23 protein-coding genes and 1 pseudogene are annotated in these 21,323 nt (G+C 54.0%); 14 read left to right on the forward strand and 10 right to left on the reverse strand.

Annotated elements, in window-relative coordinates; genetic code table 11:
• Nucleotides 1-251: 251 nt before the first annotated feature.
• A complete protein-coding gene (locus F3J41_RS04060) occupies nt 252-1,025 on the reverse strand; it encodes a helix-turn-helix transcriptional regulator (RefSeq protein ID WP_058769667.1) in 774 nt (257 codons plus the stop codon).
• A gap of 118 nt (nt 1,026-1,143) precedes the next feature.
• On the opposite strand from F3J41_RS04060, the gene F3J41_RS04065 reads away from it, so the two are divergent.
• Entirely contained in the window at nt 1,144-1,863 is a 720-nt protein-coding gene (locus F3J41_RS04065; RefSeq protein WP_166709990.1) for a type 1 glutamine amidotransferase, read from the forward strand.
• A 141-nt stretch (nt 1,864-2,004) separates the two neighbouring features.
• Here F3J41_RS04065 and F3J41_RS04070 read toward each other — a convergent pair whose 3' ends face one another.
• On the reverse strand, nt 2,005-2,898 hold the full coding sequence (locus F3J41_RS04070) for a dihydrodipicolinate synthase family protein (RefSeq protein WP_166709992.1): 894 nt from the start codon (nt 2,896-2,898) through the stop codon (nt 2,005-2,007).
• 29 nt (nt 2,899-2,927) lie between these two features.
• Nucleotides 2,928-3,614, reverse strand: coding sequence for a B3/4 domain-containing protein (locus F3J41_RS04075; protein ID WP_166709994.1), 687 nt, complete (start codon nt 3,612-3,614; stop codon nt 2,928-2,930).
• Between the two features lie 43 nt (nt 3,615-3,657).
• On the opposite strand from F3J41_RS04075, the gene F3J41_RS04080 reads away from it, so the two are divergent.
• Nucleotides 3,658-4,260: a helix-turn-helix transcriptional regulator gene (locus F3J41_RS04080; RefSeq protein WP_166709996.1), complete on the forward strand. Its 603-nt coding sequence runs from the start codon at nt 3,658-3,660 to the stop codon at nt 4,258-4,260.
• A 266-nt stretch (nt 4,261-4,526) separates the two neighbouring features.
• On the opposite strand, the gene F3J41_RS04085 is transcribed toward F3J41_RS04080, so the two are convergent.
• A complete protein-coding gene (locus F3J41_RS04085; RefSeq protein WP_058757650.1) occupies nt 4,527-5,306 on the reverse strand; it encodes an SDR family oxidoreductase in 780 nt (259 codons plus the stop codon).
• Between the two features lie 205 nt (nt 5,307-5,511).
• Between F3J41_RS04085 and F3J41_RS04090 the strand changes: the two genes are divergently transcribed.
• Nucleotides 5,512-5,838, forward strand: coding sequence for a helix-turn-helix domain-containing protein (locus F3J41_RS04090; protein ID WP_166710262.1), 327 nt, complete (start codon nt 5,512-5,514; stop codon nt 5,836-5,838).
• Nucleotides 5,839-5,912: 74 nt separating this feature from the next.
• Here the strand turns inward: F3J41_RS04090 and F3J41_RS04095 are convergent, their stop codons facing one another.
• From F3J41_RS04095 to blaOXA, 3 genes and pseudogenes are all read right to left on the reverse strand, one after another.
• Nucleotides 5,913-6,389: a glutathione peroxidase gene (locus F3J41_RS04095; protein WP_058769673.1), complete on the reverse strand. Its 477-nt coding sequence runs from the start codon at nt 6,387-6,389 to the stop codon at nt 5,913-5,915.
• Nucleotides 6,390-6,565: 176 nt separating this feature from the next.
• A pseudogene (locus F3J41_RS23370) lies at nt 6,566-6,664 on the reverse strand (glutathione transferase GstA); the annotation flags it as partial.
• A 210-nt stretch (nt 6,665-6,874) separates the two neighbouring features.
• The gene (blaOXA, locus tag F3J41_RS04105; protein WP_166709998.1) at nt 6,875-7,678 is read right to left on the reverse strand and encodes a class D beta-lactamase; all 804 of its coding nucleotides are present in this window, start codon (nt 7,676-7,678) and stop codon (nt 6,875-6,877) included.
• Nucleotides 7,679-8,123: 445 nt separating this feature from the next.
• On the opposite strand from blaOXA, the gene F3J41_RS23535 reads away from it, so the two are divergent.
• The gene (locus F3J41_RS23535; protein WP_256378112.1) at nt 8,124-8,252 is read left to right on the forward strand and encodes a hypothetical protein; all 129 of its coding nucleotides are present in this window, start codon (nt 8,124-8,126) and stop codon (nt 8,250-8,252) included.
• A 146-nt stretch (nt 8,253-8,398) separates the two neighbouring features.
• Here F3J41_RS23535 and F3J41_RS04110 read toward each other — a convergent pair whose 3' ends face one another.
• On the reverse strand, nt 8,399-8,689 hold the full coding sequence (locus F3J41_RS04110) for a hypothetical protein (RefSeq protein WP_166710264.1): 291 nt from the start codon (nt 8,687-8,689) through the stop codon (nt 8,399-8,401).
• Between the two features lie 374 nt (nt 8,690-9,063).
• Here F3J41_RS04110 and F3J41_RS04115 point away from each other — a divergent pair, with 374 nt between their 5' ends.
• Complete coding sequence (locus F3J41_RS04115; RefSeq protein WP_058769674.1) at nt 9,064-9,717, forward strand: hypothetical protein; 654 nt, start codon at nt 9,064-9,066, stop codon at nt 9,715-9,717.
• Nucleotides 9,718-9,822: 105 nt separating this feature from the next.
• On the opposite strand, the gene F3J41_RS04120 is transcribed toward F3J41_RS04115, so the two are convergent.
• Entirely contained in the window at nt 9,823-10,596 is a 774-nt protein-coding gene (locus tag F3J41_RS04120; protein WP_166710000.1) for a DeoR/GlpR family DNA-binding transcription regulator, read from the reverse strand.
• Nucleotides 10,597-10,731: 135 nt separating this feature from the next.
• On the opposite strand from F3J41_RS04120, the gene F3J41_RS04125 reads away from it, so the two are divergent.
• The gene (locus F3J41_RS04125) at nt 10,732-11,637 is read left to right on the forward strand and encodes a LysR family transcriptional regulator (RefSeq protein ID WP_058769675.1); all 906 of its coding nucleotides are present in this window, start codon (nt 10,732-10,734) and stop codon (nt 11,635-11,637) included.
• Here F3J41_RS04125 and umuD read toward each other — a convergent pair.
• Entirely contained in the window at nt 11,634-12,065 is a 432-nt protein-coding gene (gene umuD, locus F3J41_RS04130) for a translesion error-prone DNA polymerase V autoproteolytic subunit (RefSeq protein WP_021506286.1), read from the reverse strand. The two genes, F3J41_RS04125 and umuD, sit on opposite strands and share 4 nt — an antisense overlap.
• Nucleotides 12,066-12,423: 358 nt before the next feature.
• Between umuD and otsB the strand changes: the two genes are divergently transcribed.
• The 8 genes from otsB (at nt 12,424) to cheW (ending at nt 21,173) form a co-directional block, all read left to right on the forward strand.
• Nucleotides 12,424-13,212: a trehalose-phosphatase gene (otsB, locus tag F3J41_RS04135; protein ID WP_166710002.1), complete on the forward strand. Its 789-nt coding sequence runs from the start codon at nt 12,424-12,426 to the stop codon at nt 13,210-13,212.
• Nucleotides 13,209-14,645, forward strand: coding sequence for an alpha,alpha-trehalose-phosphate synthase (otsA, locus tag F3J41_RS04140; protein WP_166710004.1), 1,437 nt, complete (start codon nt 13,209-13,211; stop codon nt 14,643-14,645). Before otsB ends, otsA begins: the two co-directional genes overlap by 4 nt.
• Nucleotides 14,646-15,673: 1,028 nt before the next feature.
• Complete coding sequence (gene flhD / locus F3J41_RS04145; protein WP_058769677.1) at nt 15,674-16,024, forward strand: flagellar transcriptional regulator FlhD; 351 nt, start codon at nt 15,674-15,676, stop codon at nt 16,022-16,024.
• On the forward strand, nt 16,024-16,602 hold the full coding sequence (flhC, locus tag F3J41_RS04150; protein ID WP_021506282.1) for a flagellar transcriptional regulator FlhC: 579 nt from the start codon (nt 16,024-16,026) through the stop codon (nt 16,600-16,602). Before flhD ends, flhC begins: the two co-directional genes overlap by 1 nt.
• A gap of 133 nt (nt 16,603-16,735) precedes the next feature.
• The gene (gene motA, locus F3J41_RS04155; RefSeq protein WP_021506281.1) at nt 16,736-17,623 is read left to right on the forward strand and encodes a flagellar motor stator protein MotA; all 888 of its coding nucleotides are present in this window, start codon (nt 16,736-16,738) and stop codon (nt 17,621-17,623) included.
• Nucleotides 17,620-18,651 (forward strand): flagellar motor protein MotB, encoded by a 1,032-nt coding sequence (gene motB, locus F3J41_RS04160; protein WP_021506280.1) that lies wholly within the window; start codon nt 17,620-17,622, stop codon nt 18,649-18,651. Before motA ends, motB begins: the two co-directional genes overlap by 4 nt.
• 10 nt (nt 18,652-18,661) lie before the next feature.
• Nucleotides 18,662-20,653, forward strand: coding sequence for a chemotaxis protein CheA (gene cheA, locus F3J41_RS04165; protein ID WP_181444757.1), 1,992 nt, complete (start codon nt 18,662-18,664; stop codon nt 20,651-20,653).
• Nucleotides 20,654-20,675: 22 nt separating this feature from the next.
• Nucleotides 20,676-21,173 carry a chemotaxis protein CheW gene (gene cheW, locus F3J41_RS04170; protein WP_021506278.1) on the forward strand — a complete coding sequence of 166 codons (498 nt, stop codon included), beginning with the start codon at nt 20,676-20,678 and terminating at the stop codon, nt 21,171-21,173.
• Nucleotides 21,174-21,323: the final 150 nt, after the last annotated feature.

Raw genomic sequence — 21,323 nt, forward strand, 5'->3', positions numbered from 1 at the left:
AAAACGCCAAAGGCTGAATGACTCCCCGTTGTGTCATCGGGGAGGTCATCGCGGCCTCGTGTTTAACAGGATGTGGAAACTCAGGGTGGCTATTGCTCAGGTGATTAAGAGACATCGCCTGATAAATTTACCCTGACACAGCGCACAGCCATTAAATGGCCTGAAACGGCAGCGTCAGTTCCTGGGATAAGGCAGACTGACTCTCAGGAAAAATTTTTGCCTGGAGTGAGAAGCAGGCATTGATTCATAGATTAAGGCAAATAATCGCGCGGCGTTGCATTCAGGATGGAGCGAAAAGCAGCGGTATAGGCAGCAGGACATGAAAAACCGAGCTTATAAGCGACCTGTTTGATAGGGATGTTATTAGCAAGGAGATCTAACGAAGCATAAATTCTTGCTCTTTGCTTCCAGGTTCTGAAACTAAAACCCGTATCCTTAATAAACAATCGCGAAAAGGTACGTTCAGACATTGACGCGATAAAAGCCAGATCGCTCAGTGGTATTTCCCAGCGATGATTTACCACAAGTTCTCTGGCCGCAGAGAATAATCGCTCATCACGTGGCATTGGAAGTTCCGCAGTCAGAGAAGGCGCTTCGCTGAGTATTTCCAGAAGCAACAGAGCCATTTTCCGCTGGCTCGGTCTGTTGTAGTTATCACTGAACAGACCGGTTATCAGTTCTTTCACCAGTGGCGTAGCCGTAATGACATGCACCTGGTCACTCTTCGCAAAATTTGTACATTCCGCGATAAGGCTGCCACTGAAATAGACGGCCCTGAGATCTGTGTGAGACAGCAGATTGTAACTATGTATCTGCAGAGGCGGTAGCCACAATGCACGCTGAGGGGGGATAACCCAGCGATTGTTTTCCGTTTCGACCAGCATCACGCCTCTGGTTGCATAGAGGAGTTGCCCTTCAAGGTGATGATGAGGAGGATCGGTTTCTCCTCGCTGATAGCTAATCGCTGTGCCGGACCAGCCAGTGGATGCTTCATGTCTTGGCGCTTTATCTATACTACCTGGCATTTCAGATTAGGGTCCTGCAACTATGATGCTGCCTCGAAACCATCCGGTGTACCAACTCACTGGATGAGTGTGTCGTTTATCAGTCAGATTATCACAGGTATAACAGGAGCCTATCCTCATGCGGGTACACTTTATCGTACATGAAAGTTTTGAAGCGCCAGGGGCTTATGAAACATGGGCCAGAAATCAAGGTCATAATGTGACTTACTCGCGTGTATACGCAGGCGATGAGCTACCCGTGGACGCCGAAGGTATTGATTTCCTGATCGTGATGGGCGGTCCGCAGGACCCGTCCACGACCCAGAGAGAGTGTCCGCACTTCGATGCGAAAGGCGAGCAGGCGCTGATTGCTGCTGCTGTTAAAACCGGTAAAGCCGTTATCGGTATCTGCCTTGGCTCACAGCTGATCGGTGAGGCGCTGGGCGCGCCGTTTGCTCACAGCCCTGAAAAGGAGATTGGTAAGTTCCCGATCACGCTAACTGAAGAGGCTCGCGAGGATGCGTTGTTTTCTCACTTTGCGAGGTCGCTTGAGGTCGGTCACTGGCATAACGACATGCCGGGCCTGACCGCGGATGCAAAAATCATCGCCTACAGCGAAGGCTGTCCCCGCCAGATCGTTTCCTATTCAGATCGCGTCTTTGGTTTTCAGTGCCACATGGAACTGACGCTGGATGTTGTAAAACGGCTAATCGCTCATTCGCAACAAGACCTGAGCCGAGCCGCAGAGTATCGCTTTGTTCATACGCCAGAAGAACTTCGAGCGCACGACTACAGCGAAATGAATCAGGTACTTTTTGGCTTCATGGATAAGCTCGAAGCGCGCTACAAATCAGCTTAAACACCGCTTTATGCCCGGTGATGTTTATCTCCGGGCATTCTTTATCAGAAGCTAATACATGCAGGCACCATGACCTTTTGTGCACCCTTCAAACCCTACTTTCTATCAACTGCTCGGGGCAGGATCGATTCCGCCGGCGCGTTACTTCAGGTCCAGAGCGGCCATCACTGCTGCTACTTCTGCCACCTCTGCGACCGATAAGGGTAACAGGGGAAGAGGCAGACAGTCGGCATCGGTCAGCCCCAGTAAGCCTGCTGCCGCTGCGATCACGCGGATACTTCCGCCATGCTTACGGAACAGATCCCACAAAGGTTTAAGGCGGTGAGTTAGGGCAGTAACGCGTTCAGCGTCGTTAATGGCTGCGGCCTGCGTAATTTGTTTGGCGGTTTCCGGGAAGATACCGCCGCAAACAGAATACCAGACTTCGCAACCGGCATTCAGCCCCAGCCCGGCACTGGCGTCACCACTAATACCCAGGGTCACGCCAGGACGAAGATGTTGTCGTAATGCAGCAACGCGTTCAGCTGCAGCGATGGGGGTATCCGGTACTCCCGGAATTTTAATTGAGCGAATCCCTTTCAGTGACGACAGCTGCCCGAGCAGTTCGTCGGTAAAGCGGAAATGCGTGGTGCCGGGGTTGTCATAAACACAAATCGGTACTGAAGCATGGCGGGTAACCGTCTCAAAGAGGGCATACACTTCTTCATCACGCAGCGGCTGGTAACTCATCGCCGGCAGCAGCAGCGCAGCAGCGCCTGCGGACTGCGCATCTTCAGCCAGATGCAGTACGGCATCGGTGCTGATAGCTCCCACGCAAACCATCACGGGAATCTCCCCGGCAACCTGACACGCCAGCGTTGCGCTGCGTTTGCGCTGTTCCCTGCTCAGATAAGCATAGCTACCGGTTGAACCCAGAACACCCAAAGAATCGACACGGGCTGCCGTCAGGCGAGCCAGGATCTTCGTGAATCCCTGCTCATCGACACCACGCGCGGTGACAGGCGTTAACGGGAAAGCAGACAAGCCGGTGAACATGCAGAGTCTCCAGAACTGAGTTAAAGGCGTTACTCGCCGATGAGGGTGACGTTACACTGCCGTCCGGGCATCATTTCTTCAAGGCCGTCGGTCAGCATCTTTCCAGCTTCATGCAGCTGATCGGGCGGCATCTGCGGCAGACTTTCCAGAATAAACCACATGTGTTGCGCTTCAACGCTTAAGCGAGTCCTGATTCCCTGCCGCCAGTTCCAGCGACGGCAGGTTACGCCGGCATCATCACACCAGACGACTTCGCCAGGCGCAGGATATTCCACCGCCATAACCCCTTCTTTCATGGTATCAAAGGGTTCCGTGCCTGTTGCCACCGTCAGGCGAGGTGCACCCCGGTACGCGGCAATATTTTCTCCCCCTACGGGCACGGCATAACGCAGACTGACAGCGTTATAAAGATCAACGACCGGATCGAGCGCGGGCAGGGTGCCATCGCGAAGCACGCGTTTGCGTAGCGCCTCAGCAGAACAGGGCGTGCGTTTGGGTTTGGCACCAAATTTCTGAAACACATCGGCCCATGCGGCCAGATGGGATTCAGCCCAGTTGGGGGAATCTGACAGCACCGCCTCACAGGCCGCCTTCAGTGCCGTTACCCCGACGTGCGGATTCACGACAGGCGCTGCCTGTACACTGATGCTGAGCGCCCGAAAACCGGGGGCGATTTGATAGACTTCAGGGGAAATTGACGCAGATACGATTAACACGCGATAATCCTGTAATGACCATTTTATTTCATAATATCGACCAATGACCAAAAAAGTCAATTTAGTGACCTTTGCCGGCGCAGATGTCAACACGGTTAACGAAGCCGTATCCCTGCGGATTAAGCAGTTTCGTAAACAAAGAAAAATTTCTCTCGATGAGTTATCCCGCAAAGCCAGTATCAGTAAGGGGATGCTGGTTGAGATAGAAGGGTGCAAGGCTAATCCCAGCATTGCGCTGCTATGCCGGCTTGCTGCTGCCATGGGCGTGTCCGTGGCGGATTTTGTTGATGTCAGCGCCAGGCCTGATGTGCACATCATCGCTGATACGGACATCCCCGAACTCTGGACAGGAGACAAAGGGGGAAGCGCCAGGCTGCTGGCCGGCTCGGGTGGACCCGATATGCTTGAGCTGTGGCTGTGGGAAATGCGGCCAGGCGAAAAGTTTGAATCACCCGGGCATAGCTCAGGCACGCTGGAGCTACTGCACGTAAAATCCGGAACCCTCACGCTTGGCGTGAAAGAGAGCGTATTTCAGGTAACGGCGGGATCCTCCGTTACAGCCAAAACCGATGTTCCACATTTCTACGCAAACCAGGGAGAAAACACGCTGAACTTTATCATGACGGTAAATGAAAAAGCGTCATAAACGTTTTTCAATGGACGGCCAAAGAAGCCCTGATTTGTGCGCAAATAATCATCCTTTGTTTTCGCTATTCATGTCCGTTTCTGCCACCAGGCGGACTGTGTATTCGCCATGAGCGAGGAGCGAATATTAGCGACAAAGAGTCGGGGGAATATCACACAGCGGCCAGGTCGATATCGCACATGGCTTGATCTAATAGCCGCTGGCGCCTTATTAAGGTATATAAAATATCCGGATCGCTACCCGAATGGATCGATGAGGATATCTGACTACACCGTTGGAATAGTACCGCCATCAATGACAAATTCAGTACCGGTGATCGCGGCAGCATAAGATGATGCGAGGAAGACAATGAGATTAGCTACCTCAATGGGTTGGGAAGGGCGTCCCAGCGGAATACCGCCAAGTGCCTTCATGATGATCTGCTTACCGCCTTCGTAATCTGTTCCTGCCTGCTGCGCCAGCCGTTCCGCCATGGCCACGGAAGCTTCGGTTTCGATCCAGCCGGGTGCCACGCGAACCACCCGAACCCCCTGCGACGCAACCTCTTTCGACAGGCTTTTACTGTAGGCTGACAGCGCCGCTTTCGCTGCTGCATAACCCGTGGTTGATTCTGGTAAGGGCAGTTCTCGCTGGATAGAAGTGACATGGATGATCACTCCGCCCCCCTGCTGCAGCATGGCAGGCAACAGCGCACGATCTAAACGTACCGCGGGCAAAAGATTAAGATTGAGCTCCTGTTGCCACTCCTCTTCACCCAATGCTGCAAAGCCACCACCGGGTGCAGTAGAACCGCCGGCCACATGAACAATGATGTCGACGCCTCCCAGATGTGTCTGAACGGCTTCCGCGACTGAGTTACACCCTTTAACCGTGGTCAGGTCTGCCGTTACGAAAGCGTCTGCTCTACATTCTGCGGATGCGTGGCGTGCGGTTGTTAATACTGTTGCACCCAGCTGTTTGAATAGCCCAACTACCGCTTTACCCACACCTTTGGTACCCGCAGTGACCAATATGCGTTTACCGTGGAAATCGAGATCACATGGCATTGGAGAATCTCCGGTCTGTTGATGTGGCAGTACAATAATCAGTAATGCTGGCAATATCGCCACCCTTGCTGAGCGCGAAGTCGTCATAAATAGCAAGCGGTAATGTGAATGGCATAGACCTGTACTCCCTTTGTTTACAGTACGGTCATATTCCACATAGACTGTTAAATTGACAAATACGCACAAAAAAGTGAGTTACTGAATGATGAGTAAGTTATACAGTCCGGAATCAGCCGCAAGCGGAGTGGAGCAGGTTATTCAACTGCTGGAAGGGCGCTGGAAATTAATCATCCTTTTTCATCTGTTCGACGGCCAAGTACAGCGCTATTCAGATTTTGAAAAATTAATTCCCGGTATTTCGCAGAAGATGCTGGCGCAACAACTGAGACAGCTGGAAGCCGACGGTATAGTGTCGCGGATGGTGTATCCTCAGGTGCCACCAAAAGTGGAATATCGACTCACTGAATGGGGACAGGCACTTTGTCCTGCTCTTGATGCCATGCTGAAATGGGCGGAAAGGCGCCCGACTTAACCAGCCTCCCGCCGGATGCCATCAATTTCCGCCGTGCTCTAAAATTAATGCTGCGAATCCGGTAACGCTCCACCTTAAAGTGCAGCGATTATCGCGGCTTCCATTTTTTCCGGGGGCGTGATCGGTGCAAAGCGTTTCAGCGGCTGGCCGTCGCGTCCGATGAGAAACTTGGTGAAATTCCACTTAATCCGTCCGCCCAGCACGCCGGGTAGCTCCGCCTTCAGATAGCGAAATATCGGGTGCGCTGCGCTGCCGTTAACCTCGACTTTGCCGAACATCGGGAAGCTTACCCCGTAATTAACATGACAGGTTTGTGAGATGTCATCAGCGTTTCCCGGTTCCTGCTTACCGAATTGATTGCAGGGATAGCCAAGCACCACCAGACCCTGTGCGGCATATTTCTGATAGAGCGCTTCAAGGCCGGCGTACTGGGGCGTGAAGCCGCAATGACTGGCGGTATTCACCACCAGAACCACTTTGCCAGCGTAGTCGGCCATAGAGATAGGTTGACCGGTCAGGCTGGTGGCCGAAAACTGATAAAAAGGGGGCATGTCAGTGTCCTCAAAACAGCACAGGTTCGATGTTGATGTTGCCACGCGGGCCCAATAGCGGGCTGCATAGCCTGGCGCGCACAGCATAACTTTCTGCGCGCCGTTGTCACAATAACACTGACATCTAACCTTGCAGACAGAGCCTGATCGCCGGCACAAAACTCTGTCTGCCAGTCTCACTCAGACGCCTCTGCCAGCAACGCCGTCTGCACAGCAGGGCGCGCATTGATCCGTGCCATATACGCCATTAGCACAGGCCAGCGATTCAGCGTCAGTTTGGACTGGTGTGTTCGCCATCCGGTCAGTCTTCTGTTGCTGCGCAGTCACTGCTGACGACGCTGCGTAAAGAAAGATAAGCCACGGTCCGGAGGTCACTTTATTTGCTGGCTAACCGTCAGTTTCATAATGAAGGGCCTCGGCGCAATCTGTCAGCCGCATGAAAACCGGGAGGTTAATAAAATCCGTGGCATCCGTGTGTTATGCCATCACGGCGCAATGACCGCCGACATCTGCTTCAACACTTCGTCACGTGCTCTCAGGCCAGCATTCGGCGTTAACACCTGTTCATCCTGAATCAGTTTGGCAAAAACAATTTTTTTCCTGCCTTTGGTCGCCCAGCCGACATACCAGCCATAGGCATGGTGCGGATCGTATTGATTATTTTTCCCCGGTGAGCCGGTTCCTGTTTTGCCGTGCACCGTCCAGCCCTTAACGCTGACGTCGTAGCGGGTAATATTATCTGTCATGTCATAGGCATGCTTGTTTACGTGCAGCTCACGGTTAACGACTTTCCTTAAAAAGCCAATCTGCTGAACCGGTGAGATCTGCAGGGATGACATAACCCACACCCCATTCTGACCGGGGGCGCTGACGTCAACGGCGGAAACATCTTCGTTTCCGTAAGCAAACGCCTTTACATAGTCTTCAAAGCGATGTTGCCCGATTTTTTTAACAACCTGCTGCGAATACCAGAAGACCGAATATTTTAGCCACGCCGTAGGATCGATTTTATTCATCCAGTTTTTACCGCCCCAGTCCGGGTATCCTTGTTGGTAATCCCAGGCGGGTTCCTTTTCATTTTTCAGCACGCCGGCATCAAATCCCATCAGGCTGATGGCTATTTTAAAGGTGGATGCGGGTGTGACTTCTCTACTGCAGTCGTTGCCACTCTCCAGCAGGACTTTGCCTGATTCAGCGTCAACAATCAGGGTACACAGGTTTTTGGCGAATGCCTGCTGTGAAAATAATATCGCAGCAACAGAGGTCATAACGGCCAGACGGGTTTTCATTGATGATTGAATCCAAAGTTAAATGCTAACGTAATTTACAACCTGAGAAAGGGCACTGAACGCGGTCTGGCCGTGCATCAAGAGACTGGTCACGCCACATCCCTTTATCATCTGCAAATTATCGCGTCCGGTGTGCTTATTAATAACCCTGAGCGGGGATAAATAAAAACGATTTAATCTGCGCCTGTTTTTTAGGAAAACTAAACGATGCGCAACCGTATTTCCGGATGACAAACGGCGCGAAAAAGACGCTATTGCGATCTGCACACCTGCGGCATTTTTCGTCTCGACGGCGATATAAGCGGTAATTAATGGGTTGTAGTCCTGCGCCTACATAACCGGTAAGCACATCCGATGGTCAGGGATATTAATACGTGACAAGCTTATTCTCAGTTCACGGCAATCCTCTGCCAGGCATAATGAGAATGTATTTTCAGGAGTGGTTATGCAGCCGGTTAAACGTTGGCAACGCGATGTCTGCAATTTAAATACCCGGGCGTTAACCTGGGTGGCGGCGGGCGCATTTTGCGCGGGCTGCTGGTTATTGATCAGCGTGCTGGTGCTAACCCTGTAACGCGTAGCCAGTGCGAAGAGAATTAGCGCCAGCCGGAAGGGAACCCGCACCAGGGCGTCAGGGATGAAATTTTTGTAGTGGTTGGGGGCGCGTTGCCCCCTTTTTTTGCCTGCAGACAGGGGTAATGCCATGCGCAGCCCGTGCGATTACCGCCCGAGACGCAACGTTTCGGCGCGTTTTGCTGTCTCGTAAACGTATTGCAGCATCGGTTCTAAATCGGCATCCGGTCCGGCGCTGATAATTTTGCCGCGCAGCCATTCAATTTCACTGGTGATATCAGGATGAAAGATAGTGTTGTTTTGCGCGTTGCGTAACCACTTCAGCAAAAAGTTATTTTTCCCGCGTACGCCGCCGGACTTCTTGCTGTTCACATAGAGTTTTAACGCAACCAGAATGCAGTAATAGAAATGGACGCGCTGACTATAATTCTGCAACATCTCTTGGCTCTTCATCTGCCGTTTTTCACGCCCGCCAGTGTGCATTGATGTGAAAAGCAGGTCAAACACAATTGGCCGCGCGCCTGTCACAATTGCGAGCGCAACCAACATTTTAAGAATTTCTTTAGCAGCAGATAAATTGCGCCCGCCAGCAGCTGGATGCTTTACCGGGCAGAATAGCCTGTGATTATTTGTTAATAATCACAAAAAAGCACAGCCGTATCTGATAATTAGATAGATCCGATTCTCTAAATGAATTTCCCCTCCGCATCGCCATCTGCAACTCTGTTCTCCGCGCTGGCCACCCTTGCGTTTTACCGGCCGGTGAAATTTTTATTTGCATCAACATGGCTGTCATAAACAGGAGGTGAATTATGACAAAACCTGCTCTGGCGTTCGCTGCGGCCTTACTGGCGCTCAATGCCACCGCATCCGTTGCGGCTCAGCCGCATCACGTTTATACCAATAAAGATTTCTATAAAAATGGCGTCTTCCAGAAAGAGGTGGCGAAAGATGCAATAGCGCAACTGCTCGCCTCTTATGGTCATACGCTGACGCCGGCCATGCGCCAGCAGCTGTGGGTCAATGATTTCGGGCTGGGCGATTATCAGCATGTTGGCCTGGCCAGCATCACCTGGGTCAATAATCTGGATTACGGTTATTACGCTATGACCATGTATCTGCTGCCGAATCAGATGATTCCGGAGCATCGACACATGCCGATTAGCGCGCCGCCGGCACGTCCGGCAAAACATGAATCATGGCGCGTCCTCGATGGCTGGGTATATAACTTCTCAGAAATTGGCGCCGCATCAGCGGATATTCCGCCGACGCCGAAAAGTTTTGGTCCGGTGCAAAGCCACAATGTCGTCATTCAGCATCAGGGCGAAACGCTGTCGCTGAAAAAACTGGAGAGTTATCATTTCCTGATGGCCAACAGTAAAGGGGCGATTGTGGATGAATATGGCAACTGGCAGGATCGCCGCGGCTGGTTCAGCTCCAATCCTAAAGTCGCCCCTACGCCGTAAACCGTGCCCCATAATAAATAGTTGATGTGATTTCCCTGTAGCCACCGGAGGCGTTCGCGCCTCCTTTTTAATTAATGACCTTTACCGGGATGCGCAGAGAGCCGCTCAGCCGCGGCGATTTACCCGGTGCAGACGAATATCACGCTGTTTCATCTCTTCAACGGCAGCACAGGGGCAATCGTCATCGGTGATCACACCGTCCAGCTGCTGCAGCTTACACAGGGAATACACGCTGTAACGACCATATTTGCTGCTGTCAGCCACCAGATAACGCTGCGCTGAGGCGGCCAGCACCGCCTGATTCACCAGCAAGGTGTTTTCGTCGGGTGTCGAGAGGCCGTGCGTGACATCCCACGCGCTGGCGCTGAGGAAAGCCAGATCAATATTGAACGAGGCAAGGGCGGTCGCCGCCATGGCACCCACGCTGGCAATATGCCGTTTATCGACTTTGCCACCCGTATGAAATAGCGTGATGTGGCTGTGACGCATCAGCCAGGCGGCAATCGTAAAGTCGTTAGTCAGCACGGTGAGACTTGCCTGATCGCCTAACGCACGCGCAATTTCATAGCTGGTGGTACCGGCATCGAGGTAGACCACCTGGCCATCCTCTACCAGTGACGCAGCATAACGGCCAAGGCTTTGTTTGGCGTGCACGTTCAGCTGTGCCTTCTCCACATACGGTAATGCCTGATGGACCACGGCAGGCAACCTGGCACCGCCGTGTATGCCGACCACCAGGCCGGCGTCCTGCAGGAATTTAATATCGCGGCGGATGGTCATCGCCGACACCGCCATCAGCGTGGCCAGTTCGTGAATGGTGGCCGATCGTTTCGCAAACAGGTAGCGATAAATAGCGTCTTTTCGGTCTTCGGGCAGCATGTTGAGCTCGGGGTTAAAAGTGACGTTTTGCCTGCCATGCCACGCGCGTATAGCATCCGGTACGGCAGCTTCGCTATCATAGCTCATCTGAAGTTGAATCAGATTCAACGTGGCAATGAGTCAGGAGATACGAAAATGCCCGCCCTGCAACGTAATGAACTGGCCGATCTGAATGTTTTTCTGCTGATTTGCCGGCGCAAGAGCTTCCGCCTCGCCGCGCTGGAACTGGGGGTCACCACGTCGGCCATCAGCCACACGTTGCGCAGTCTTGAAGCGCGTCTTGGCGTGCGCCTGCTCAACCGCACCAGCCGGGCGGTGGTGCCGACGGACGCCGGTGCCGCTTTTTTGCGCCATCTGGAAACCGGCTTTGCGCAGATTGAGCTGGCGCTGAACGATCTGCACCTGTATCGCGAATCACCCAGCGGCCGCCTGCGGCTGAACATCCCGCGTGATGCCGGGCAGCTGCTGTTTCGGCCGATCCTGGCGCGCTTTATGGCGACCTATCCGGAGCTCAGCCTGGAAATTACGGTGGATAACAATCTGGTGGATATCATCGGCAGCGGCTATGACGCCGGGATCCGCTACGGCGCCAGCGTACCGAAAGACATGATCGCCATGCCGCTGACGCCCAAACTGCGCTGGATTGTGGTGGCGTCACCCGATTACCTGCGCGACGCGCCGCCGCTGCAGCATCCGGACGATCTGCGCAACCATCGCTGTATTCGCATGCGCCTTGGCAATGGCACGCTGTATAAGTGGCCGCTGGCGCAGGGCAAGGTGGCGTATGAGGTCGATGTGCCGGGCACGCTGACGCTCAATGAGAGCGACATGATTATTGATGCGGTCGCCGGCGGTTACGGTCTCGGCTACTGCCCGGAGCGCTACGTACAGGCACAGCTGGCGAGCGGGCAGCTGGTGCGCGTGCTGACGGACTGGTGCAGCGAAGACGAACCGCTGGTGATGTATTACCCCGACCGTCGCCAGCTGCACCCGGGTTTACGCCGGCTGATTGAGATGATCCGCGCCGAAACGATGCGCTAACGCTGGACGCGTGCGGCGTAAATAATAAACGTGACCACGCCAAAAATTTCCAGCTCCTCCTCTTCACGCAGCCGGATGGGCTGATAGCGCGGATTCATCGGCATCAGCTGTACGCAGGGATGCGTCTGCAGCCGCTTGACGGTGAACTCGCCGTTAATGGCGGCGATTACGATGTCGTCGTGCCGGGCATTGAGTGAGCTGTCGACCACCAGCAGGTCGCCTTCGCGGATATTGGCATCGCGCATCGAGTCGCCTTCGACGCGCACAAAATAGGTGGCGCTGGGGCGGGTCACCAGCAGCTCATTGAGATCAATCTGGCGCTCAATGTAGTCCTGAGCGGGCGAGGGGAAACCGCCGTGCACCGCGTCAAGGAATAGCGGGCGGGAGCGCGAAGGCGGTGAAAGCTGTGGCAAAAAGAAACGCGTCATAGCGAACATTCCATAGATACTGTTTTTATATACAGTATCAGGCGGTTTTTGCTATGATCAAGTCTGCCCGCGGTAAAAAAAGCGAAGCGTATGAAAAACAGCAGAATTCAGTTTTTTGCCGCGCAAACCGCTGAAAAGTGCACTCTTCGCTAAGCACTCTGTGCGCCCGTCTGGCGAAACTTCAATTGTTGTCTACACTTAATGTTGCCGATGTTCGTAGTGCGGTTGCAGTGTTGATGAAAATTTCGTTTAGTTCTGGAGCGTTACCCTTTCGATTCCCGTGTTTACGGAAAAACCTCCTCACTTCCTGCCTGCCTGCGAACAGACTGCCCGTTTACGTTCAGATACAGGAGGAGACGTGACCCCTGCGGTTAATGAGAACAGCACCCTGCCGTCGCTAAGTGGCGGACTTTACGCCTTCTTTTTTGATGTTGACGGCACGCTGGCCGCGCTTCAGTCGCAGCCCGAGTCGGTTTCCATCCCCGCATCGGTGCGCCAGCATCTGCAACAAATTTCTAATTTAAGTCACGGCGCGCTGGCGCTGGTTTCCGGCCGTCCGATCAGCCAGCTGGATGAGCTGGTCGCGCCGCTGGAAGCCCCGGCAGCGGGCGTGCACGGCGCTGAGCGCCGCGATGCCAGCGGACATCTGCATCGTCAGTCGCTGCCCGATGAGGTGGCGCAAACGCTGCAGGTTGAACTGCAGCAGACCCTTGACCAGTGGCCCGGTACGCTGCTGGAAGTAAAAGGTATGGCCTTTGCGCTGCACTACCGCAACGCGCCAGAGTATGAAAACGCCATCATGCAGCTGGCCGAAGAGGCGGTAACCCGCTTTCCGGCGCTGGCGCTGCAGCCAGGTAAATGCGTGGTGGAACTGAAACCGCAGGGCATCGATAAAGGTGCTGCGGTACGCGAATTTATGCAGGAAGCGCCATTTACCGGTCGCATTCCGGTATTTGTGGGCGACGATCTGACCGATGAGAAAGGCTTTCTTGCAGTCAATGCCATGCATGGCATCTCGGTCAAGGTCGGTGAAGGTCCAAGCCAGGCGCGCTATCGTCTGCCCGATGTGGCAGCAGTCTGGCACTGGCTGGAACAACTATTATTACAACTAGAACATAACAACGTCGGTAAGGAGTTTAGGTTATGAGTCGTTTAGTCGTCGTATCTAACCGTATCGCTATTCCTGATGGAAGCAAAACCAACGCAGGCGGTCTCGCCGTCGGCATTCTGGATGCGCTGCAGACCACCGGAGGATTGTGGTTTGGCTGGAACGGAGAGATCAGTGAGTTTTCCGGTGAAGAAGATGAGGAACTTACCCAGATCGAACAAGACGGCATTACCTATGCCTCATTCCCCCTCAATCAAAACGATTACGATCAGTACTACTGCCAGTTTTCTAACACGGTGATCTGGCCCGCGTTCCACTATCGCCTCGATCTGGTGCAGTACCAGCGTGAAGCCTGGGAAGGCTACTGCCGCGTGAATACCCTGCTGGCGCAGCGGCTGAAACCGTTGCTCAAGCCGGACGATATCCTGTGGATCCACGATTACCACCTGCTGCCGTTTGCCGCTGAACTGCGTAAACAGGGCATCAATAACCGAATCGGATTCTTTCTGCATATCCCGTTCCCGACGCCGGAAATTTTCAATGCGCTGCCGCCGCATCAGGAACTGCTGGAAATGCTGTGTGAATACGATCTGCTGGGTTTCCAGACAGAATCCGATCGCGTGGCGTTTCTCGACAGCCTGAGCCAGCTGACGCAGCTGCAGAATAAAGGCGAGAAGAAGCATCGCGCCTTTGGCAATACCTTTATGACCGAGGTTTACCCTATCGGTATCGAGCCGGACAGCATTAAAGAGATGGCGGAAGGGCCGCTGCCACCGAAGATGGCCGCGATGAAGCGTGAGCTGGGCGATTTGCAGAACATTATCGCCTGTGAGCGTCTCGACTATTCCAAAGGCTTGCCGGAGCGTTTCCTTGCCTATGAAGCGCTGCTGGAAAACTTCCCGCAGCACCGCGGCAAAATCCGCTACTCACAGATTGCGCCGACCTCGCGCGGCGACGTGCAGGCCTATCAGGATATTCGTCACCAGCTGGAGACGGAAGCGGGGCGCATTAACGGTAAATACGGCACGCTGGGCTGGACGCCGCTCTATTATCTCAACCAGCATTTTGACCGCCGTCTGCTGATGAAGATTTTCCGCCTGACCGACGTGGGGCTGGTTACGCCGCTGCGTGACGGCATGAACCTGGTGGCGAAAGAGTATGTCGCGGCGCAGGATCCGGACGATCCGGGCGTGCTGGTGCTGTCGCGCTTTGCCGGAGCGGCCAACGAGCTGACTTCTGCACTGATCGTCAACCCGTACGATCGTGATGATGTGGCGGCGGCGCTGGACCGCGCGCTGACCATGCCGCGCACCGAGCGTATCTCGCGCTATAACGACATGATGGCCGTACTGCGTAAGCAGGACATTTCGCACTGGCGCGAAAGCTTCCTGAACGATCTGAACACGCTGCCGGCACGCAGCGCCAGCCACGGTAGCGATAACAAGGTCGCGACGTTTCAGAAGCTGGCGTAATTAGCCCCGCAAGGCGCGATTTTCCCCTCAGGCAATGCCTCTCCCGTACGCGGGAGAGGTATCCGTCAGACGACGCAGGCAGGACCGTGCTGCGTAGCGTTTTCACGCGATATCCTCACCGAATGAAATCGATTTCATTTTGTTAAGCGCTAACCCGCTGACCCGGCACCAAAAAACGCACGAATTGGTTAAAATTAAGCCAGTTAATCACTGAAACGCTGAATTTTTCCTTCCGACCCTAAAGATTTGGCTGGCCAGGCCGATAGTTCTAATACATCAGTGTGTTAGTTAGTCAATTCATTCATATCGCTAATGTAACGTGCTGTTACATCCCTTGTGACTCGCTAAACCCTCCCTACAAACTCTTTACACACCACAAGCGCGCTGCATCCACTCTTCACGCTTCGCTAGCACAGCGCCATTAGTCCTGTGTGGCAATATTCCCTGTAAGTGATTAATTTAAAAGCGAATAATTACGGCTATTTTTGGTGTTTTATGCTGCCTTTTTGGTTTATTTCGGGGTCTTGTCTTTGCCTAAAGCCAACGTAGCAGATAAAAGATCGCCCCATAGTGACGATCTGCGACACACTTCAAAATTCAGACTTTTCCTGTGAAATATTAGCGAAACGTTTCAAAATCGTTCAAAAAAAGAACAACAGAAAAGCATTGCTGAAGCTTCACTTGAAAAATTTGCCTTAAAAGTGTGACGCAGATCACACTTTATCTAAAATTTCATACCAATCACGTTGTATGTCGAAATCAGACGATATAGATTTGCCTTGTTTTCGGATTAGTCTTAAAAAACTGTAAGCAGACGTCACGGAAGATGGTTACAACTCAAGAAAAGATTGGCCTGGAGTTTTGACTACTACTGATCAATATCCCGGTGGGAAGTGAAACAGTTCAGTACGCGTTGGCTTATGCCTGATTATTTTTTGCCATCTTTAGATTTACCAACCAGCAACCCGAACCATAGAACACTTAATTCTGTGGCCGTATATATGTCGCGTCTATCAGGATGGAAAAAAATGGGTACATCAGAATTACTAAAACACATATATGACATCAATCTGTCATATTTATTGCTTGCACAGCGTTTGATAAACCAGGAAAAAGCTTCAGCAATGTTTCGTTTAGGTATCGATGAGCCAATGGCGGATGCATTGCAGCAATTGACTTTACCTGAGATGGTAAAATTAGCGGAAACCAATCAACTGGTTTGCCAGTTCCGCTTTACCGATCACAATCTTATTAACCGTTTAACGCAGGAATCACGTGTGGATGATTTGCAGCAAATCCACACCGGTATTTTATTATCCAGCCGTTTATTGCGCAGCGCATCGAAAGATGATGCCTCTGCTAAAAAGAGGGCGGTATAATGACCGAAAAAAGTATTGTTCAGGAAGCGCGTGATATTCAGCTGGCAATGGAGCTGATTACATTGGGCGCACGACTGCAGATGCTGGAAAGTGAAACCCAGCTGAGCCGCGGTCGCCTGATTAAACTGTACAAAGAGCTGCGTGGTGCACCCCCACCGAAAGGCATGCTGCCATTCTCTACCGACTGGTTCATGACCTGGGAACAAAATATTCATGCGTCGATGTTCTGCAACGCCTGGCAGTTTCTGCTGAAAACCCGGCTGAGCAGTGGTGTAGAGGCGGTTATCAAAGCGTATCGCCTGTATCTTGAGCAGTGTCCGCAATCGGACGAGGGCCCGCTGTTGGCGCTGACCCGCGCCTGGACCCTGGTGCGATTTGTTGAAAGTGGCATGCTGGAATTGTCGGACTGTAAATGCTGTGGCGGAAGCTTCATCAACCACGCGCATCAGCCGCCGGGCAGCTTTGTTTGCAGCCTGTGCCAGCCGCCATCACGTGCCGTAAAAAGACGTAAACTTTCTGCAGATTCTGCCGATACCTTTCCACAACTGCTGGATGAACAGGTTAAACGCGCCGTTTAAGTTTGTTCGCATCGTGGAAAGCATCCAGCAGCGGTTAATACCGCTGCTTTTTTTTTGCCCACACCCTGTGAATAACACCTGCGGCTCTCTGGCTTAACTTCCACCAACACGTTACGGACGTAAGGATGTTTTTGTGCTGATTATTGTGGGTTATATCGTAGTCCTCGGTTCCGTGCTGGGCGGTTACATGATGGTAGGCGGCCATCTGGGCGCGCTTTACCAGCCGTCGGAGTTGCTGATTATTGGCGGCGCCGGCATAGGTGCGTTTCTGGTGGGCAACAACGGCAAATCGATTAAAAAGACGCTAAAAGCGCTGCCCTTGTTAATGCGCGGCTCAAAATATAACAAAGCCGTATACATGGATTTAATGGCGCTGCTGTATCGCCTGATGGCGAAATCACGTCAGCAGGGCATGCTGTCGCTGGAACGCGATATTGAAGATCCCAGCCAGAGCGAAATTTTCGCTAACTATCCGCGTATTTTGTCCGATAAACCTTTAGTGGATTTTATTACCGACTATTTACGTCTGATGGTGAGCGGAAATATGAATGCTTTCGAGATCGAAGCCCTGATGGATGAAGAGATCGAAACCTATGAACACGAGTGCGAAGTACCAGCACAAAGCTTAGCGGCAGTCGGTGATGGCCTGCCGGCGTTTGGTATCGTCGCCGCGGTAATGGGCGTGGTGCACGCGCTGGCCTCCGCGGACCGCCCGGCGGCAGAACTGGGCGCGCTGATTGCGCACGCCATGGTGGGAACGTTCCTCGGTATTCTGCTGGCTTACGGCTTCATTTCGCCGCTGGCATCCGTGCTGCGCCAGAAGTGCGCGGAAACCACCAAGATGATGCAGTGCGTCAAAGTCACGCTGCTCTCCAGCCTGAACGGTTATGCGCCGCAGATCGCCGTCGAGTTTGGTCGTAAAACCCTGTATTCCACCGAGCGTCCGTCCTTTACCGAGCTGGAAGAGCACGTGCGTAACGCGAAAAACCCGGCTAAGCAGACTTCGGATACGCCTTCATGAAGCACGGTAATCGCCCGATTGTGCTGGTCAAACGGCGCAAACATAAAAAGCATGAAGGCAGCCATGGCTCATGGAAGATTGCCTATGCCGACTTTATGACGGCGATGATGGCGTTCTTCATGGTGATGTGGCTGATCTCGATCGCCAATCCGCAGGAGCTGGTGCAGATTGCCGAATATTTTAAAACGCCGCTCAAGGTCGCCCTGACCGGCGGTCAGCGTAGCAGCGACAGCGAAAGTCCGATTCCCGGCGGCGGCGATGATCCGACGCAGAAGAAAGGTGAAGTGCAAAAACAGGTCGATATGGATGCGCAAAAGCGCCAGCTGGATGACATTCGCCTGAACCGGCTGCGTGAAAAACTCGACCAGCTGATTGAGGCCGATCCGCGCCTGAAAGCGCTGCGTCCGCATCTGATCATCAACATGGTGGAAGAGGGTCTGCGCATTCAGATTATCGATAGCCAGAACCGCCCGATGTTTAAAACCGGCAGCGCGGAAGTGGAGCCGTACATGCGCGATATCCTGCGCGCCATTGCGCCGCTGCTGAATGATATTCCTAACAAAATCAGTTTGTCCGGTCATACCGATGACTTCCAGTACGCCAGCGGCGATCGCGGCTACAGCAACTGGGAACTGTCGGCGGATCGTGCCAATGCCTCACGCCGTGAGCTGGTGGCGGGCGGGCTGGACGGCGGCAAAATGCTGCGCGTGGTCGGCATGGCCGACACCATGAAACTGAAAAACCGCGGCGCCAACGACGCGGTGAACCGTCGTATCAGCCTGCTGGTGTTGAACCATGACACCGAAGCGGCGATTGAAAAAGAGAATGCCGAGAGCGATGCCGTTCAGGTGAGTGACCCGGCGCAGATTTTACCTAGCATTACCGCACCGGCTGGTCCGGCGGCGCCAACTGCCCCCACGGGTTCTACCGCAGCACCGGCCACACCGGCAGCCGCGGCGAATCCGCCGGCAGCGGCACCGCCCGCCGCCAGCGCGGTGACACCAGACCAACCCTCACAGCCGAGGTGATCCCGTGAGCATGGACATCAGCGATTTTTACCAGACGTTTTTTGATGAAGCCGATGAGCTGTTAGCGGATATGGAGCAACACCTGTTGGGACTGGATCCCCAGGAGCCCGATTCCGAGCAGTTGAATGCCATCTTCCGCGCCGCCCACTCCATTAAGGGCGGAGCCGGTACGTTTGGCTTTACGGTTTTACAGGAAACCACCCACATCCTGGAAAACATTCTGGATGGTGCGCGCCGTGGCGAAATGCAGCTCAGCACCGACATCATCAACCTGTTTTTGGAAACCAAAGATATTATGCAGGAACAGCTCGATGCCTATAAAACCGCGCAGGAGCCAAACGCAGAAAGCTTTAACTACATCTGTGAAGCCCTGCGCCAGCTGGCGCTGGAAGCCAAAGGAATAGCCCCGCAAGCCGCCGCACCGGTGGTGGCGCTCGCCGACGTGGCAGCACCTGCCGCGCCCGCCAGCAGCGGCCTGCGCCTGCAGCTGATCAATCTGAAAGAGAAAGAGCCGGATCTGCTGCTGGAAGAGCTGGGCAACCTCGGCACCCTGACCGATGTGGTGAAAGGCGCCAGCTCGCTGGAAGCCACCATCGACGGTGTCGGCAAAGACGATATCGTGGCGGTGCTGTGTTTCGTGATTGATGAAGCGCAGATTCAGTTCCCGCAGGACGCCGCACCCGCCGCCGTTGCCGCCGCGCCCGTCGCAGAGGCCGAAGCCGAAGCGCCGGTGCAGCAAACGGCGACCGTCACCGACATTACTCCGGCGGTGAAGCGTGAGAGCAAACGTGCCGCCGCGCCCGCCAAAAGCAGCGAATCCAGCAGTATTCGCGTGGCGGTGGAAAAAGTTGACCAGCTGATCAACCTGGTCGGCGAGCTGGTGATTACCCAGTCGATGCTGGCGCAGCGCTCCGGTGCGCTGGATCCGGTGGCACATGGTGACCTGCTCAACAGCATGGGTCAGCTGGAGCGTAACGCCCGCGACCTGCAGGAATCGGTGATGTCGATTCGTATGATGCCGATGGAGTACGTGTTCAGCCGCTTCCCGCGTCTGGTGCGCGATCTGGCCAGCAAGCTGGGCAAAGAGGTTGAACTGACGCTGCTCGGCAGCTCAACCGAACTGGATAAGAGCCTGATCGAACGCATCATCGATCCGTTAACGCACCTGGTGCGTAACAGCCTCGACCACGGCATCGAAACCCCGGAAAAACGGCTGGCCGCCAGCAAAACGGCGGTCGGCAATCTGACGCTGTCAGCGGAACATCAGGGCGGCAACATCTGCATCGAAGTGATCGATGACGGTGCCGGCCTCAACCGTGAACGTATCCTGGCGAAAGCGCTCTCGTCCGGCCTGCCGGTCAGCGACAGCATGAGTGATGAAGAAGTCGGCATGCTGATCTTCGCGCCAGGCTTCTCGACCGCCGAGCAGGTGACCGACGTATCAGGCCGCGGCGTCGGCATGGACGTGGTGAAACGTAATATCCAGGAGATGGGCGGTCACGTCGAAATCTCCTCGAAGCAGGGCAAAGGCACCACCATTCGCATTCTGCTGCCGCTGACGCTGGCGATCCTCGACGGGATGTCGGTGCGCGTGGCAGACGAAGTGTTCATCCTGCCACTGAACGCGGTGATGGAGTCACTGCAGCCCACGGCTGAAGAGCTGAAACCGCTGGCCGGTGGCGAGCGCGTACTGGAAGTGCGCGGCGAGTACCTGCCGCTGGTTGAGCTGTGGAACGTGTTTGACGTGCAGAACGCCAAAACCGACGCCACGCAGGGCATCGTGGTGATCCTGCAGAGCGCAGGACGTCGCTATGCGCTGCTGGTCGATCAGCTGATTGGTCAGCATCAGGTGGTGGTGAAGAACCTGGAAAGCAACTACCGCAAAGTGCCGGGCATTTCCGCCGCCACCATCCTCGGCGATGGCAGCGTTGCGCTGATTGTCGACGTATCGGCACTGCAATCATTGAACCGTGAGAAGCGTGTGGCCGGTGCCGCAGCGTAACAGATAACGAAAGGGTAAAAAAATGACTGACATGGCAACCGTGACGAAAATCGCCGGCGAAACCGTCGGCCAGGAGTTCCTGGTTTTCACCCTCGGTGACGAAGAGTACGGCATCGATATCCTTAAAGTGCAGGAGATTCGTGGTTACGATCAGGTAACGCGTATCGCTAACACGCCGGAGTTCATCAAGGGCGTAACTAACCTGCGTGGCGTGATTGTGCCGATTATCGATCTGCGCGTGAAGTTCTCGCAGCCGGACGTGGAGTACAACGAAAACACCGTGGTGATCGTGCTGAATCTTGAGCATCGCGTGGTCGGCATCGTGGTGGATGGCGTGTCTGACGTGCTGTCGCTGACGCAGGATCAGATCCGTCCGGCACCGGAATTTGCCGTCACCATGTCGACCGAGTACCTCACCGGTCTCGGTGCGCTGGGCGAGCGTATGCTGATTCTGGTCGACATCGAAAAACTGCTGAGCAGTGAAGAGATGGCGCTGGTGGATACGCTGCGTAGCGCATAATCGTTCGCAGAGAGTCACGGGTCGCTGATGCGGCCCGTGACTATTACATCCTTTATTAAACCGTTATAAATCAATAACAAAGCCCACAAATATTTCCTGCCCTCGCTCAATATTCCCGCCGCCAGGTCGATAACTGTATTGCACGATTTT

Origin of the sequence: Pantoea sp. Ap-870, from assembly GCF_011752515.1 — a bacterium.
Classification (GTDB): domain Bacteria; phylum Pseudomonadota; class Gammaproteobacteria; order Enterobacterales; family Enterobacteriaceae; genus Pantoea; species Pantoea dispersa.

Bases quoted from the DNA above. Each gene is read 5' to 3' on its own strand.
- F3J41_RS04060 (WP_058769667.1), bottom strand. From the start codon at position 1,025: ATGCCAGGTAGTATAGATAAAGCGCCAAGACATGAAGCATCCACTGGC.
- F3J41_RS04065 (WP_166709990.1), top strand. From the start codon at position 1,144: ATGCGGGTACACTTTATCGTACATGAAAGTTTTGAAGCGCCAGGGGCT.
- F3J41_RS04070 (WP_166709992.1), bottom strand. From the start codon at position 2,898: ATGTTCACCGGCTTGTCTGCTTTCCCGTTAACGCCTGTCACCGCGCGT.
- F3J41_RS04080 (WP_166709996.1), top strand. From the start codon at position 3,658: ATGACCAAAAAAGTCAATTTAGTGACCTTTGCCGGCGCAGATGTCAAC.
- F3J41_RS04085 (WP_058757650.1), bottom strand. From the start codon at position 5,306: ATGCCATGTGATCTCGATTTCCACGGTAAACGCATATTGGTCACTGCG.
- F3J41_RS04090 (WP_166710262.1), top strand. From the start codon at position 5,512: ATGAGTAAGTTATACAGTCCGGAATCAGCCGCAAGCGGAGTGGAGCAG.
- F3J41_RS04095 (WP_058769673.1), bottom strand. From the start codon at position 6,389: ATGCCCCCTTTTTATCAGTTTTCGGCCACCAGCCTGACCGGTCAACCT.
- blaOXA (WP_166709998.1), bottom strand. From the start codon at position 7,678: ATGAAAACCCGTCTGGCCGTTATGACCTCTGTTGCTGCGATATTATTT.
- F3J41_RS23535 (WP_256378112.1), top strand. From the start codon at position 8,124: ATGCAGCCGGTTAAACGTTGGCAACGCGATGTCTGCAATTTAAATACC.
- F3J41_RS04110 (WP_166710264.1), bottom strand. From the start codon at position 8,689: ATGTTGCAGAATTATAGTCAGCGCGTCCATTTCTATTACTGCATTCTG.
- F3J41_RS04115 (WP_058769674.1), top strand. From the start codon at position 9,064: ATGACAAAACCTGCTCTGGCGTTCGCTGCGGCCTTACTGGCGCTCAAT.
- F3J41_RS04120 (WP_166710000.1), bottom strand. From the start codon at position 10,596: ATGCTGCCCGAAGACCGAAAAGACGCTATTTATCGCTACCTGTTTGCG.
- F3J41_RS04125 (WP_058769675.1), top strand. From the start codon at position 10,732: ATGCCCGCCCTGCAACGTAATGAACTGGCCGATCTGAATGTTTTTCTG.
- umuD (WP_021506286.1), bottom strand. From the start codon at position 12,065: ATGACGCGTTTCTTTTTGCCACAGCTTTCACCGCCTTCGCGCTCCCGC.
- otsA (WP_166710004.1), top strand. From the start codon at position 13,209: ATGAGTCGTTTAGTCGTCGTATCTAACCGTATCGCTATTCCTGATGGA.
- flhD (WP_058769677.1), top strand. From the start codon at position 15,674: ATGGGTACATCAGAATTACTAAAACACATATATGACATCAATCTGTCA.
- flhC (WP_021506282.1), top strand. From the start codon at position 16,024: ATGACCGAAAAAAGTATTGTTCAGGAAGCGCGTGATATTCAGCTGGCA.
- motB (WP_021506280.1), top strand. From the start codon at position 17,620: ATGAAGCACGGTAATCGCCCGATTGTGCTGGTCAAACGGCGCAAACAT.
- cheA (WP_181444757.1), top strand. From the start codon at position 18,662: ATGGACATCAGCGATTTTTACCAGACGTTTTTTGATGAAGCCGATGAG.
- cheW (WP_021506278.1), top strand. From the start codon at position 20,676: ATGACTGACATGGCAACCGTGACGAAAATCGCCGGCGAAACCGTCGGC.